We start from the raw sequence: 13027 nt of genomic DNA on the forward strand, positions 1-13027 counted from the left end.
TCGGCCTCGTACCCGCTCAGGGCGATCGGAAGTAGTGATAGCTGTGATGGACGGCGAAGCCCATCGCGTCATAGAGCGCCCGCGCGCCGGTGTTGTCCGACTCCACCTGGAGCCAGGCGGCGGACGCGCCTTCCTCCAGCGCGCGCCGGGCGAGCGTGGTCATCACGGCCGTCGCCAAGCCCTGGCGACGCCGGTCCGGATCGACCTCCACCGCCATGAATCCCGCCCAGCGTCCGTCGACCACACACCGGCCGATGGCCGCGGGTACGTCAGCCGGTCCGGGTACCGAGGCGAACCACACCGAAGGGCCACTGGCCAGTACGTGGAGCACATGGGGTCCCGGCACACCGGACCGCTGGTAACGCTGGAGCCAGCCGGTGGCTGTGGTGGTGCCTGTGGCTGCCGCTGTGGCTGTCTCCGCGCCGAGCGAGCGGTCGAGCCGTACCCGGGAGACGGCGGCGTCCTCAGCGTCCGCAGCATCTTCAGGGTGCCGGTCCACGATCGCGGCGAGTGACCCGATCCGTACCTCCGTGGTCGTCTCCGCCCGCCAGCCGCGCCGCTCCAGCTCCGCGTACAGCCTCTCCTGGGTGCCCTCCGCGCCGGTCGCGACCTGGATGTACGCGGGCAGCCCGCGCTCGCTGTACCACCGCCGTACGCGCTCCAGCGCCTCGTCCAGCGGTGTCCCGGGATCGCCGAGCGGCAGGACGGAGTTGGCCCGCCGTGTGAAGCCCGCCGCGGCCCGCAGCAGCCAGTCGCCGAGCGGCTCGCTCTCCACCGGCTGCCAGGCACGGGCGCCGACCCGTGCCAGTTCCTCGAAGTCCGCGGCCGGCCCACGGCGTCTGGCCGGCGCGGCCGGTACGACCTTTCCCGCGACCAGAGCCGACTCGGGGACGCGGACGCTCTCACCGGTGCGGCGTGTGATCAGCAGCACACCCTTGTCCCACGATGTGAGAACGCCGACCGTGTCGGTGAACTTCTCCGGCCCCGCGCCGCCTTCCGTCAACTGTCTGACTGATACACGTTTGCCCACGTCAGCCGGGGTCAGACGGACCCGGAGCCGTCCGCCCGCAGTGAATTCCACAGCTCTGTCCGCCCCTCCTGTTCGGATCGTGCTCAAGAACGGAGATACTAGATGCGGGCATCGACGACGCCGCGCTTCCGCGCGCCCGTGGACGGAGCCGCAGATCGGCCCGCCGCGCCCTATCGAGGAGGAACGACAGCGTGACCTACGTCATCGCGCAGCCTTGTGTCGACGTCAAGGACAAGGCGTGCATCGAGGAGTGCCCGGTCGACTGCATCTACGAGGGCTCCCGGTCCTTGTACATCCACCCGGACGAATGCGTCGACTGTGGAGCCTGTGAGCCGGTCTGCCCGGTCGAGGCCATCTTCTACGAGGACGACACCCCGGAGGAGTGGAAGGACTACTACAAGGCGAATGTCGAGTTCTTCGACGAGCTCGGTTCGCCCGGCGGTGCTTCCAAGCTCGGCCTGATCGAGCGCGACCACCCCTTCATCGCCGCGCTGCCGCCCCAGAACGGCTGACGGCGCGCCTCCCGGTCCCGTACGGCCCGCGCCGTACGGGACCGGGGTGTTTCCCGGTACGGGGCCGGGTCCGGTACGCCCGGTCCGGGTCCGGTACGTCCGGCATGGGCCCGGGTCCGGTACGAATGAGTTCGAGAAGAAGTGTGTACGAGAAAGAGTGAGCACGTGTCCGCTGTCTCTTCGCGCCTTCCCCTTTTCCCCTGGGACAAGCTGGAGCCCCACAAGGCGACGGCCACGGCTCATCCCGACGGGATCGTCGACCTGTCCATCGGCACTCCGGTCGACCCCGTTCCCGAGCTGATTCAGCGGGCACTGATCGGCGCCGCCGACTCGCCCGGATATCCCACGGTGTGGGGCACGGCCGCGCTGCGTGACGCGCTGACCGCATGGGCGGAGAGCAGGCTCGGCGCGCGCGGAGTGACGCATGAGAACGTCCTGCCGGTGCTCGGCTCCAAGGAGCTGGTGGCCTGGCTGCCGACACAGCTCGGCCTCGGCGCGGGCGACCGGGTCGCGTATCCGCGGCTCGCGTATCCGACGTACGAGGTCGGGGCGCGGCTCGCCGGTACCGAGCCCGTGCCGTACGACGTGGAGGCCTTCGCGGCCGATCCGGCGGGCGCCGGCCTGGAGGATGTGAAGCTCCTCTGGCTGAACTCGCCGTCGAATCCGACCGGAGCGGTGCTGGCGAAGGACGCGCTGACCCGGATCGTGGCTTGGGCCCGGGAGCACGGAGTGCTCGTCGTCGGCGACGAGTGCTATCTGGAGCTGGGCTGGGAGACCGAGCCCGTGTCCCTGCTGCATCCGGACGTCTGCGGCGGTACGTACGAGGGCGTCGTCGCCGTCCACTCGCTCTCCAAGCGCTCCAACCTCGCCGGATACCGCGCGGCGTTCGTGGTGGGTGACGCGGCCGTCCTCGGCGAGCTGCTCCAGATCCGCAGGCACGGCGGAATGATGACGCCGGCGCCGGTGCAGGCGGCGACGGTGGCGGCGCTCGGTGACGACACACACGTACGGGAACAGCGCGAGCGGTACGCGGCCCGTCGTACCGCACTGCGCGCCGCACTGGAGGCGCACGGCTTCCGTGTCGACCACAGCGAGGCCGGTCTGTATCTGTGGTCGACGCGCGACGAGCCGTGCTGGGACACCGTGGCGCACCTCGCGGAGCTGGGAATCCTGGTCGCGCCCGGTGACTTCTACGGTCCGGGAGGAGAGCGCCATGTGCGAGTGGCGCTGACGGCCACGGACGAGCGCATCGAGGCGGCGGTCAAGCGGCTGGCCTGAGGGTGCTCCGACCTGCGAGAGAGCTCCGAGAGCTCCGGCCTGCGAGGGAGCTCCGGCCTGTGGGAGAGCCACGGGGAGGGCCCGGGGAGCTGCTGCTCCCCGGGCCCTCCCCGTACACCCCACGTTTCTCGTATCCGGGCGCCTCGCGCGTCAGCCGCCGATCGGCAGGCCCTGGATCGGCAGGCCGCCCATGAGGGCGCCGGTCGGCGCGGATCCGGCGCCCTTCGCGGCGGTCGAGGCGGCGGTGCCCAGCAGCTCACCGGCGCTTCCCGTGGTGTCGCCGGCCACCTTCTGGACGGCGGGCGTCGCCGTCTTGCCGACCGAGCCGACGGTCTTGCCCGCGGCGGGGACGCCCTTCTTGACGGCCTTGCCGCCGAGGTCGCCCGCCACCTCGGTGGCCTGCCGCGCGCCGGTGTCCACGGTGCTGCCCACGGCGGCGCCGTCGAGCGCGCTCACCGCGCCCAGGTCCGGGGTCTGCGGCAGCGCCGCCGCGCTCGCGGAGCCGGCCGCACCGATCACGGGAGCTGCGCCGGCGGCGACGAGCAGCGCGGCACGGGCGATCCGGCGGGTCACGGGGAGGGACATGATGCTCCTTTGACGGGAGGGAAACAGTGCTTGTCCGTCGATCGGACGGCCTGACAACCCCTCGAAGGGCGCCGGAAGTTGCGGTGCACCGAGGTAACGGCTTGATAACGCGTCGTATTGTCGGCGATGGAGGAAAGCGGGCAAATGCGGGTGTCCTGTGCTGTCTGATGAATCGTCACTTCCCTTGGGGCGCAAGGGAAATGGCCGATGAGACGGGCGCTGCCGAATCATCGGAAGAAATGCCGTCGGAAGAGCAGAGGACTCGCCCGTCCGGGGGAGTAGTCGTACTGCTGAGCGGTGCGCGATATGGCCCGGTATGCCGGTACGAGGATGCCGGTGCGGGTGTGTCGGTACGACGGTGTGAACGGGCCGGCTATCGCGCGGTGCGCATACGGACCTCGGCTGCGGTCTTGCCGGGCTCCCCGGCCTTGCCGGACGGCTCGGAGGTGTCGGCCCGCCGCCAGCCCTGGTCCGCTTTCTTCGCGCTCCATACCCGGCCCGCGTAGGTGACCTCGTCGATCCGCAGGACGGAGGCCTGTGCCACCGCCCAGTGCGCCAGCTCCCAGCCGCGCCGGGACGAGGAGCCCTCGCCCGCCGGGCCGCCGCTCGCGTCCGCGACCGTGTCCATGGCGGTGTCCGGGCCCGTTCCGGTGGTGGCGGACACCGGCACGGACACTCCGGTGTCCGAGTCGGCGGGCCGTACTCCGGATCCGAAGGAGCGCACCAGGGCGGCCCGTACCTTCGCCGGATCACCGGCCACGGCGGTGTCCGGCGCCGAGCAGGTCAGCGAGGCCGCGGACCGGCCGGTGAGCGCCGCGGCCAGCAGCGCCGCGTCCGGCTCGTGCTTCGCGTACGCCTGCGGGAAGCCGCTGCGCTGCACGCGCTGGGCCGCCTCGGTGAGCGGCAGCCGCGAGTAGCCGGGGACTTTGGCGAGATGGTCGTAGAACTGTCCCGCCGAGTAGACCGGATCGAGGATCTGCTTCGCCGTGCCCCATCCCTTCGAAGGGCGCTGCTGGAAGAGACCGAGCGAATCCCGGTCGCCGTGGTTCAGATTGCGCAGCGCGGACTCCTGGAGGGCCGTCGCCAGCGCGATCGTGACCGCGCGCTCGGGCAGTCCACGGGTGGTGCCCACCGCGGAGATCGTCGCCGCGTTCGCGGCCTGCTCCGGGCTCATCTCATAGGTGGGAGTGTCGCCCGAACCGTTGTCACCCGTCGGATCCGTGGCCCGGACCACACACCTGGGCGCACCTCCGCCGCCGGACATGTATTGCACCGCCATATATCCGGCCAGGGCCAGCAGTACGACGAGCGCGGCGGCGATACGCAGAAGACGGCCGCGACGGGAGGGGGGAGCGGTCTCGGACACGGGCCCACCGTACTGGAGTCGGAACTGGAGTCGGATCACCCGTACGGGAGCCGGATCCCGGGGGACACCGGCCTTGGACCGCCACGGCGCCGGGCCGGCATCCTGTGCAGCGTGCCGGACATCCCGTCCAGCGGGCCGGGCATGCCGGGCGTACTAGGGTCGCAGCATGTCTGAGAACGTGCTCGACCTCACTCTGGACGGCCCGGCGCTCACCGCGTGCCTGGTCGACTTCCCGTCGGTCAGCGGCGAGGAGAAGCCGCTCGCCGACGCGATCGAGCAGGCGCTGCGTGCCCTGCCTCATCTCACCGTCGACCGGCACGGCAACAATGTCGTGGCCAGGACACGGCTCGGACGGGACGAGCGGATCATCCTGGCCGGTCATGTCGACACCGTCCCGATCGCCGCGAATGTGCCCTCGCGACTGGACGAGGACGGAGTGCTGTGGGGCTGCGGCACCAGCGACATGAAGGCGGGAGTGGCCGTCCAGCTGCGTATCGCGGCCACGGTCCCCGAGCCAAACCGTGATCTCACGTTCGTCTTCTACGACAACGAAGAGGTCACCGCGGATCTCAATGGACTCGGACATATGGCGGACGCACACCCGGACTGGCTGGAGGGCGATTTCGCCGTACTGCTGGAGCCGTCCGACGGTGAGGTGGAGGGCGGCTGCCAGGGCACGCTACGGGTCCTTCTCCGTACCACTGGTGAGCGGGCACACTCCGCGCGGAGCTGGATGGGCTCCAACGCCATTCACAGCGCAGCGCCGATCCTGAACCGTCTCGCCGCGTATGAGCCGCGCCGGCCCGTGATCGACGGTCTGGAGTACCGCGAGGGCCTCAACGCCGTACGGATCGAGGCGGGCGTCGCCAACAACGTCATCCCCGACGCCTGCACCGTCACCGTCAACTACCGCTATGCCCCGGACCGCAGCGAGGAGGAGGCCCTCGCCCATGTCCATGAGGTCTTCGCGGACTGCGGGATCGCGGAGTTCACGGTGGACGACCACTCGGGAGCGGCGCTGCCAGGTCTCTCGCATCCCGCCGCCGCGGCTTTCATGACCGCCGTGGGCGGTACGGCACGGCCCAAGTTCGGCTGGACGGATGTCTCGCGGTTCGGCGGACTCGGAGTGCCCGCGGTCAACTACGGTCCGGGTGATCCTCTGCTCGCCCACAAGCGCGACGAGCGCGTGGCCGTCGAGCGGATCACTCACTGCGAGGAACGTCTGCGCGACTGGCTCACCAAGTGACGGTCTGATCGTCTGCCGGAATTTCGCCGTTTGTCACGCCCAGGGACCTACCCTTGCCCAGAACAACGCACAGCAGCGGAGGGAGCGGGTCATGGGCATGCCTGACGGAGCGCGGAAGCCTGAGGAACAGCGGCTCGGACCGGTGATCCGCAGACGGGAGCAGGTGCAGCCCGGTACGACCGATCAGCGGCTGCTGGACACCGAAGGCGACTCGGAGTGGGTGCACACCGATCCCTGGCGAGTGATGCGTATCCAGTCGGAGTTCGTCGAGGGCTTCGGCGCGCTCGCCGAACTGCCCAGCGCCATCAGCGTCTTCGGCTCCGCGCGCACTCCGGTCGGCTCTCCCGAGTACGAGGCGGGCGTCCGGATCGGCGCGGCGCTGGTCGACGCCGGATTCGCGGTGATCACGGGCGGCGGTCCCGGCGCGATGGAGGCGGCGAACAAGGGGGCTCGGGAGGCGTCGGGAATCTCCGTGGGGCTCGGGATCGAGCTGCCCTTCGAGCAAGGGCTCAATCCGCATGTCGACATCGGTGTGAACTTCCGCTACTTCTTCGTCCGCAAGACCATGTTCGTGAAGTACGCGCAGGGCTTTGTGGTGCTGCCGGGCGGTCTCGGCACACTGGACGAGCTGTTCGAGGCGCTGACCCTGGTCCAGACCCGTAAGGTGACCCGCTTCCCGATCGTGCTGTTCGGCACGGCGTACTGGGGCGGGCTGGTCGAATGGCTGCGGAGCACCGTGGTCGCGCAGGGCAAGGCGTCCGAGAAGGATCTGATGCTGTTCCATGTCACGGACGATGTGGACGAAGCGGTCGCGCTGGTGACCAAGGAAACGGGCAAGTAGCAAGTAGTCCGGTGGCCCGCCGGGGCCTGGACTGGCCCGCTGGTCAGGCCAGGCCCCGGCGGGCCACCTTCGGCGGACGGTGACCGGCGATGGCCGCGACCATGTCCACCACCTGCCGGGTCTCCGCGACCTCGTGGACCCGGTAGATCCGGGCCCCGAGCCACGCGGACACCGCCGTCGTCGCCAGTGTCCCGATCAGCCGTTCCTTGACCGGTTTGTCGAGCGTCTCGCCCACGAAGTCCTTGTTGGAGAGCGAGACCAGCACCGGCCAGCCGGTCTCCGTCATCTCGCCCAGCCTGCGCGTCGCCTCCAGCGAGTGCCGGGTGTTCTTGCCGAAGTCGTGCCCGGGATCGATGACGATCCCGTCCCGGCGCACTCCCAGCGCCAGGGCGCGCTCGGCCAGGCCCAGCGTCACCCGCAGGATGTCGGCCATCACATCGTCGTAGCCGACGCGGTGCGGCCTGGTCCTGGGCTCGGCTCCGCCCGCATGCGTACAGACCAGCCCCGCGCCGTACCGCGCGGCGACCTCCGCGAGCTTGGGATCCACACCGCCCCATGCGTCGTTCAGCAGATCGGCGCCCGCCTCGCAGACCGCCTCGCCCACCTCGTGCCGCCAGGTGTCGACGCTGATCACCACATCCGGATGGCGGCGGCGCACCTCGGCGACGAAGCCGACCGTACGGCGTGCCTCCTCCGCGGCCGTGACCTCGTCGCCGGGCCCGGCCTTCACTCCGCCGATGTCGATGATCGCTGCGCCCTCGGCCACCGCGCGCTCGACATGGGCGAGGGCGGGCTCGTCGTGGAAGGACGCGCCCTGGTCGTAGAAGGAGTCCGGGGTCCGGTTGACGATCGCCATGATCACCGGCTCGTACGCGTCGAATTCCCGACGTCCCAGCCGCAGAGTCCCGCCGCGCATCCCTGCTCCCTCCTGGCGTCCGCTCGCCTGCCTCACGTCCGCTCGTCTGCGACCTTAACGGCCTTCCCGTGGCACCATCGGCACCGGACGTTTTCCTGCCAGGGGAGAAGCTCGTGTTCTTGTTCTTGCTCATCGCGATGGTCGTGGTCGTCGCCGCGGTCACGCTCGCGGTCATCGGCGGCGGAGATCAGCCGGTCCTGCCGGAGGCCGCGCCGGACCGGCTGGTGGATCCCCTGCCCTTGACCCGTCCCGTCGGCCGCGCCGATGTCGAGATGCTCCGGCTGCCGCTCGGCCTGCGCGGCTACCGGATGGCGGAGGTGGACGATGTGCTCGGCCGGCTCGGCGCGGAGCTCGCCGAGCGGGACGCGCGGATCGCGGAGCTGGAGGCGGCGCTGGCCGGGGCCCAGGCGACAGCGGTCTCCTCGCCCGACCTCTTCAAGAAACCGGGAGAGGAGAGCGGCCGATGAGCGCTGCCGGTGGTGTGGTGGCGGGACCCGACGGGCGGCTGCGCTGCCCATGGGGACTGTCCACGGAGGACTATGTCGCGTACCACGACTCCGAGTGGGGCCGGCCGGTCCGCGGCGACGACGTGCTGTTCGAGCGGCTGTCCCTGGAGGCCTTCCAGTCCGGTCTCTCCTGGATCACGATCCTGCGCCGGCGCGAGGGCTTCCGCGAGGCGTTCGCCTCGTTCAAGATCGCGTCCGTGGCGGAGTTCACCGACGCGGACCGTGAGCGGCTGCTCGCCGATCCCGGGATCATCCGCAACCGCGCCAAGATCGACGCGACGCTCGCCAACGCGCGCGCCCTGGCGGAGTGGCCCGCGGGCGAGCTGACCACACTGATCTGGTCCCATGCGCCCGATCCGGCCCGCCGGGCGCCCAGGACATCGGCCGACATCCCGGCGGTCACGGACGAGTCCACGGCGCTGGCGAAGGACCTGAAGAAGCGCGGTATCCGCTTTGTCGGCCCGACCACGGCCTATGCGCTCATGCAGGCCTGCGGTCTGGTCAACGACCATCTGGCCGCCTGCGCCTTCCGCAATCCCTGACGGACGATCCCTGGGCGGATCCCTGGCGGATTCCGGCGCGGGTCCCTGGCGCGGGTCCTGGGCCCCCGCGCCGGCTCCGGCGTCCGGTCCGCGTCAGCGGCCCACGTACCTCGGCTTCTCCTTCGCCAGGAATGCCCGCACCGCGATCGCGTGGTCTTCGGAGGCGCCCGCCCTCGACTGGAGCTCGTCCTCCTTCTCCAGCGTCCGCGCCAGCGACTGTGCCGCGCCGTACGCCAGCGACTCCTTCAGCGCCGCGTACGCGAGCGTCGGACCCGAGGCGAGCGCGCGGGCCGTCGCGGCGGCCTCGGCCGGAAGATCGGCCGCGGGTACGAGCCTGTCGACCAGGCCCAGCTCGTACGCCTCCGGCGCCTTGACCGAGCGCGGGAACAGCAGCAGATCCGTCGCCCGGCCGCGGCCGATCAGCCGGGGCAGCGTCCAGGAGACACCGGAGTCCGCGGTCAGCGCGACGCCCGCGAAGGATGTGTTGAACGCGGCGGTGTCCGCCGCCAGCCGGTGGTCCGCCGCCAGCGCGAAGCCGAGGCCCGCGCCCGCCGCGATCCCGTTGATGCCCGCCACCACCGGCTTGGGCATCTCGGTGATCGCCCGCAGGATCGGGTTGTAGTGCTCCCGTACGGTGCTCATGGTGTCCCCGGAGCCGCGCTCGCGGTCCGCTTCGAGCAGGGCGGTGTGCTCCTTGAGGTCCTGGCCCACACAGAACGCCCGGTCGCCCGAGGCGGTCAGCAGCACGGCCCGTACACCGCTGTCGTCGGCGGCGGCCCGCAGCGCGTCCCTGAGCGCGACCTTGGCCTCGACGTTCAACGCGTTCATGGCCTCGGGCCGGTTGATCGTGATCGTTGCGAGTCCGTCAGTCACGTCGTAGAGCACGGTGTCGGCCATGATCGGGTCCCTTCGCGGCTCGGGCAGTCCTGTCCGGCCCCAGCATGGCGGAGATCACCGGCGACGGCATGTGACCTGCGTCTAAGAATGCCGGGCCGCCGTGGCGGGCGCGGCGGCGAAGTATCGCAGGCGGATCGCCGAATTGAGTGGTTTTGCGGGAGCGCGTTGCATAAGCGATGCCGCCCGATGTTGGTCATCGGGTCCCGCCATGCGGGATAATGGGCTGGAAGCAATGTGTTCGATGCCGGTGACACAGCGCCTGTGATGGGGCCGCCGGCTGCGATGAGCTGGTTTCAGGAAGGGGAACGAGCATGGCGGCCATGAAGCCGCGAACGGGCGACGGCCCGCTCGAGGTGACCAAGGAGGGGCGGGGCATCGTCATGCGCGTTCCGCTCGAAGGCGGCGGTCGGCTTGTCGTCGAGCTGACTCCGGACGAGGCGGATGCGCTGGGCGACGCGCTGAAGAAGGTCGTCGGCTAGGTCCTGTCCGGTCGATCTTCGTGGATCAGGCCGGGGCGTCTGGTGCGGTGCATCGCAAGGCGGAGGATCGGACTCGTACTGGACGTACTTGGCCGACTCCGACAACGCGGCGAGGTGCCGTGCCAGGCGTTCCGGGCCCACGAAGATCGACCGGACAGGGCCTGAGCGGAAGGCTCACAGTCTTCGGGGTGCACGGTCGCCCGCGCGGACCGGCACCGACGCTGCCCCGGCACGGATGAGAGTCCGTACCGGGGCAGTGTGATGTCCAGCGGTGTTACGGCCCCGTACCGCGTCCCGCGCGCCGTTCGCGGCCTCAGCCGCGCCGCACCGCGCACAGCAGCCCGTCGCCCACCGGCAGCAGCGTGGGCAGCAGCTCCGGGCTCTCCCGTACGGTCCGCAGCAGCTCCCGCAGCCGCAGCACCTCCGCGGGCTGGGCCGCCGAGTCGACCGTCCTGCCGTCCGCGAAGACACCCTCGAAACAGACAAGTCCGCCGGGCCGGAGCAGCCGCAACGATTCAGCGAGATAGTCCATGCACTCAAGGCGGTCGCCGTCGCAGAAGACCAGGTCGTATCCGCCGTCGGCGAGCCTGGGCAGTACGTCCAGGGCCCGGCCCGGGATGAACCGCGCGCGGTTGCCCGTGAATCCGGCCGCCCGGAAGGTCTGCCGGGCGAACTGCTGGCGCTCCGGCTCCGTGTCGACCGTGGTCAGGACGCCGTCCGGCCGCATGCCCAGGAGCAGATACGTCCCGGAGACACCGGTGCCGGTGCCGATCTCGGCCACCGCCTTCGCGTCCAGCGTGGCGGCGAGCAGACGCAGCGCGGCTCCGGTGCCTGGTGACACCGAGCGAAGCCCTGTCTCACGGGCCCGGTCCCGGGCCCAGCGCAGTGCTTCGTCCTCGGCGACAAAGGCGTCGGCGAACGCCCAGCTCGTCTGCCGGTTGGCGGTAATGACCCTCTCCTTGTCCCCGTTGGCGGCGCAACGGTGACTGTATCCGCTGCGCCCGGGAACCCGCAGATGGGACCAGGCGTTATGCAGGGGTGTGGCTCTCTCGTGATTCAGCTCGGTCGGCGCGGGGGCCGGTCCGAATTTCGCGTAAAGATTCTTATCCGGAGCTAACGGGCGGAGTGGCTATGGTAGGGGCTCCACTGGACACCACCAGAGCCGACAGGGGAGGTGCGGCTGCGCCTGTGGATCGGGGAGGAGCGCTGACGCGCTATCTCAGGTCGGCCGGCAAGCCGAGATCCGTGACCAACTTCGCTGACCGTTCTCGCTCCACCGACTCCGCAGTTACCGCGACCTTCGCATCGGATGCGGAATCGCAGGCGTGGACGCCTCCCAGCTGGGAGGAGATCGTCAGCACGCACAGCGGACGTGTCTACCGCCTTGCCTACCGCCTCACGGGCAATCAGCACGACGCCGAGGACCTGACCCAGGAAGTCTTCGTCCGGGTCTTCCGCTCGCTGTCGACGTACACTCCCGGCACCTTCGAGGGCTGGCTGCACCGGATCACCACCAATCTCTTCCTGGACATGGTCCGCCGCAAGCAGCGGATCCGGTTCGACGCGCTCGGGGACGACGCCGCGGAGCGGCTGCCCAGCCGTGAGCCGTCGCCTCAGCAGGCCTTCCACGACACCCACTTCGACGCGGACGTGCAGCAGGCGCTGGACACCCTCGCGCCCGAGTTCCGCGCCGCCGTGGTGCTCTGTGACATCGAAGGCCTGTCGTACGAGGAGATCGCGGCCACGCTCGGTGTGAAGCTCGGCACCGTACGGAGCCGGATCCACCGCGGGCGCTCGCATCTGCGCAAGGCCCTTCAGCACCGTTCGCCCGAGGCCCGAGCCGAGCAGCGCGCCTTTGTGAGCGTGGCCGGGGAGGGCGGAGCGGCGTGAGTGGCACAAGCCCGACCCCCGCCGAGCAGCATCTGGGCGACCGGCTCGCCGCCCTGGTGGACGGAGAGCTGGACCATGACGCGCGTGAGCGTGTGCTGGCCCATCTCGCGACGTGCGCCAAGTGCAAGGCGGAGGCCGACGCCCAGCGACGGCTGAAGAGCGTCTTCGCCAAGACGGCCCCGCCGGCGCCCTCCGCGGGGCTGCTCGCGCGACTCCAGGGACTGCCCGGCGGATCTCCGGGAGATGATGACAACACAAAGGGGCTGTTCGACGGGGGGCGCTTTGGTGAGGGCGTCTTCGGTGTGAGCTCGGACGGCTTCGGTGTGCGCACGGACGGGTTCGGCTATGTCCCGGCCGGTGCCCACGCGGGCGCGCTGTCCAGCGGCTCCGGCTTCCGTATCCATGAGGTCGCACGCCAGGAGGCCGAGCGCTCGCCGTGGCGCGGACGGCGCTTCGCCTTCGCCGCCGCCAGCGCGGTGTCGTTCGCCGCGATGGCCCTCGGCGGCACGATGCCGCTCGGCACGGCCGCCGATGCCCTGCCCAGGGGCTCGGGCAACAATGTGACGCCGATGCGGGCTCCCGGCACGATCACGCCGGCGGGCGGTGAGTCGGGCCGGCGCCAGGGCGGAGGCGGTGGACTGCTGCCGCACTCCGTGGACCGTAGGGCCGCCGAGGCGCCGCCCGGAGTGTTCCAGACCCAGACGCTCTCCGAGCACCCGTTCGCGCCGGGCATTCTGATGGGCGCCGTACAGCCGCCGTTGATACGGCCCGCGGATCCGGCCGTCCAGATCGACGCGGTCTCCGGGACCGGTTACACCGCCACACCCAGTCCCACCCAGCTCGCCGCACCGACGCTGCCTGCAAGCACGTTCTCGACCCGGCGCTGAGCGGCCCTGCGCGAACGTTCGTAAACCTGGTTGAATCCTTACAGGGGTGCCT

15 protein-coding genes are annotated in these 13027 nt (G+C 70.5%); 9 read left to right on the forward strand and 6 right to left on the reverse strand.

The window, feature by feature from the left end:
• Nucleotides 1-16: 16 nt before the first annotated feature.
• Nucleotides 17-1081 carry a GNAT family N-acetyltransferase gene (locus ACFV6H_RS33150; RefSeq protein ID WP_385549836.1) on the reverse strand — a complete coding sequence of 355 codons (1065 nt, stop codon included), beginning with the start codon at nucleotides 1079-1081 and terminating at the stop codon, nucleotides 17-19.
• A gap of 140 nt (nucleotides 1082-1221) precedes the next feature.
• Here ACFV6H_RS33150 and fdxA point away from each other — a divergent pair, with 140 nt between their 5' ends.
• Complete coding sequence (gene fdxA, locus ACFV6H_RS33155; protein ID WP_003985062.1) at nucleotides 1222-1542, forward strand: ferredoxin; 321 nt, start codon at nucleotides 1222-1224, stop codon at nucleotides 1540-1542.
• Nucleotides 1543-1707: 165 nt separating this feature from the next.
• On the forward strand, nucleotides 1708-2820 hold the full coding sequence (gene dapC / locus ACFV6H_RS33160) for a succinyldiaminopimelate transaminase (protein WP_385549839.1): 1113 nt from the start codon (nucleotides 1708-1710) through the stop codon (nucleotides 2818-2820).
• A 150-nt stretch (nucleotides 2821-2970) separates the two neighbouring features.
• On the opposite strand, the gene ACFV6H_RS33165 is transcribed toward dapC, so the two are convergent.
• Nucleotides 2971-3405: an ATP-binding protein gene (locus tag ACFV6H_RS33165; protein ID WP_384986097.1), complete on the reverse strand. Its 435-nt coding sequence runs from the start codon at nucleotides 3403-3405 to the stop codon at nucleotides 2971-2973.
• 373 nt (nucleotides 3406-3778) lie between these two features.
• Complete coding sequence (locus ACFV6H_RS33170) at nucleotides 3779-4771, reverse strand: hypothetical protein (RefSeq protein ID WP_385549842.1); 993 nt, start codon at nucleotides 4769-4771, stop codon at nucleotides 3779-3781.
• Nucleotides 4772-4937: 166 nt separating this feature from the next.
• Here ACFV6H_RS33170 and dapE point away from each other — a divergent pair, with 166 nt between their 5' ends.
• Together dapE and ACFV6H_RS33180 are read left to right on the forward strand one after the other, a co-directional pair.
• Nucleotides 4938-6017 carry a succinyl-diaminopimelate desuccinylase gene (dapE, locus tag ACFV6H_RS33175; RefSeq protein ID WP_385549845.1) on the forward strand — a complete coding sequence of 360 codons (1080 nt, stop codon included), beginning with the start codon at nucleotides 4938-4940 and terminating at the stop codon, nucleotides 6015-6017.
• Between the two features lie 91 nt (nucleotides 6018-6108).
• Nucleotides 6109-6858: a TIGR00730 family Rossman fold protein gene (locus ACFV6H_RS33180; protein ID WP_384782111.1), complete on the forward strand. Its 750-nt coding sequence runs from the start codon at nucleotides 6109-6111 to the stop codon at nucleotides 6856-6858.
• Between the two features lie 43 nt (nucleotides 6859-6901).
• Here the strand turns inward: ACFV6H_RS33180 and folP are convergent, their stop codons facing one another.
• Nucleotides 6902-7774, reverse strand: a complete 873-nt coding sequence (gene folP, locus ACFV6H_RS33185) for a dihydropteroate synthase (RefSeq protein ID WP_384986094.1) — start codon at nucleotides 7772-7774, stop codon at nucleotides 6902-6904.
• Between the two features lie 113 nt (nucleotides 7775-7887).
• Here folP and ACFV6H_RS33190 point away from each other — a divergent pair, with 113 nt between their 5' ends.
• Complete coding sequence (locus ACFV6H_RS33190; RefSeq protein ID WP_384986093.1) at nucleotides 7888-8241, forward strand: DivIVA domain-containing protein; 354 nt, start codon at nucleotides 7888-7890, stop codon at nucleotides 8239-8241.
• Nucleotides 8238-8822, forward strand: a complete 585-nt coding sequence (locus ACFV6H_RS33195) for a DNA-3-methyladenine glycosylase I (RefSeq protein ID WP_093598412.1) — start codon at nucleotides 8238-8240, stop codon at nucleotides 8820-8822. The genes ACFV6H_RS33190 and ACFV6H_RS33195 overlap by 4 nt, the downstream gene beginning before the upstream one ends.
• 93 nt (nucleotides 8823-8915) lie before the next feature.
• Here ACFV6H_RS33195 and ACFV6H_RS33200 read toward each other — a convergent pair whose 3' ends face one another.
• A complete protein-coding gene (locus ACFV6H_RS33200; RefSeq protein WP_384986092.1) occupies nucleotides 8916-9719 on the reverse strand; it encodes an enoyl-CoA hydratase/isomerase family protein in 804 nt (267 codons plus the stop codon).
• Nucleotides 9720-10030: 311 nt separating this feature from the next.
• On the opposite strand from ACFV6H_RS33200, the gene ACFV6H_RS33205 reads away from it, so the two are divergent.
• Nucleotides 10031-10198: a DUF3117 domain-containing protein gene (locus ACFV6H_RS33205; protein WP_003966491.1), complete on the forward strand. Its 168-nt coding sequence runs from the start codon at nucleotides 10031-10033 to the stop codon at nucleotides 10196-10198.
• A gap of 313 nt (nucleotides 10199-10511) precedes the next feature.
• Here ACFV6H_RS33205 and ACFV6H_RS33210 read toward each other — a convergent pair whose 3' ends face one another.
• Nucleotides 10512-11147 carry an O-methyltransferase gene (locus ACFV6H_RS33210; RefSeq protein ID WP_384986149.1) on the reverse strand — a complete coding sequence of 212 codons (636 nt, stop codon included), beginning with the start codon at nucleotides 11145-11147 and terminating at the stop codon, nucleotides 10512-10514.
• Between the two features lie 182 nt (nucleotides 11148-11329).
• Here ACFV6H_RS33210 and sigE point away from each other — a divergent pair, with 182 nt between their 5' ends.
• Both sigE and ACFV6H_RS33220 read left to right on the forward strand, forming a co-directional pair.
• Entirely contained in the window at nucleotides 11330-12088 is a 759-nt protein-coding gene (sigE, locus tag ACFV6H_RS33215; protein ID WP_384782119.1) for an RNA polymerase sigma factor SigE, read from the forward strand.
• A complete protein-coding gene (locus ACFV6H_RS33220; RefSeq protein WP_385549851.1) occupies nucleotides 12085-12975 on the forward strand; it encodes a zf-HC2 domain-containing protein in 891 nt (296 codons plus the stop codon). Before sigE ends, ACFV6H_RS33220 begins: the two co-directional genes overlap by 4 nt.
• Nucleotides 12976-13027: the final 52 nt, after the last annotated feature.

The sequence above is a fragment of the Streptomyces sp. NPDC059743 genome, assembly GCF_042732975.1.
Classification (GTDB): Bacteria; Actinomycetota; Actinomycetes; order Streptomycetales; family Streptomycetaceae; genus Streptomyces.

Bases quoted from the DNA above. Each gene is read 5' to 3' on its own strand.
- ACFV6H_RS33200 (WP_384986092.1), bottom strand. From the start codon at position 9,719: ATGGCCGACACCGTGCTCTACGACGTGACTGACGGACTCGCAACGATC.
- ACFV6H_RS33195 (WP_093598412.1), top strand. From the start codon at position 8,238: ATGAGCGCTGCCGGTGGTGTGGTGGCGGGACCCGACGGGCGGCTGCGC.
- folP (WP_384986094.1), bottom strand. From the start codon at position 7,774: ATGCGCGGCGGGACTCTGCGGCTGGGACGTCGGGAATTCGACGCGTAC.
- ACFV6H_RS33180 (WP_384782111.1), top strand. From the start codon at position 6,109: ATGGGCATGCCTGACGGAGCGCGGAAGCCTGAGGAACAGCGGCTCGGA.
- ACFV6H_RS33165 (WP_384986097.1), bottom strand. From the start codon at position 3,405: ATGTCCCTCCCCGTGACCCGCCGGATCGCCCGTGCCGCGCTGCTCGTC.
- dapE (WP_385549845.1), top strand. From the start codon at position 4,938: ATGTCTGAGAACGTGCTCGACCTCACTCTGGACGGCCCGGCGCTCACC.
- sigE (WP_384782119.1), top strand. From the start codon at position 11,330: ATGGTAGGGGCTCCACTGGACACCACCAGAGCCGACAGGGGAGGTGCG.
- ACFV6H_RS33205 (WP_003966491.1), top strand. From the start codon at position 10,031: ATGGCGGCCATGAAGCCGCGAACGGGCGACGGCCCGCTCGAGGTGACC.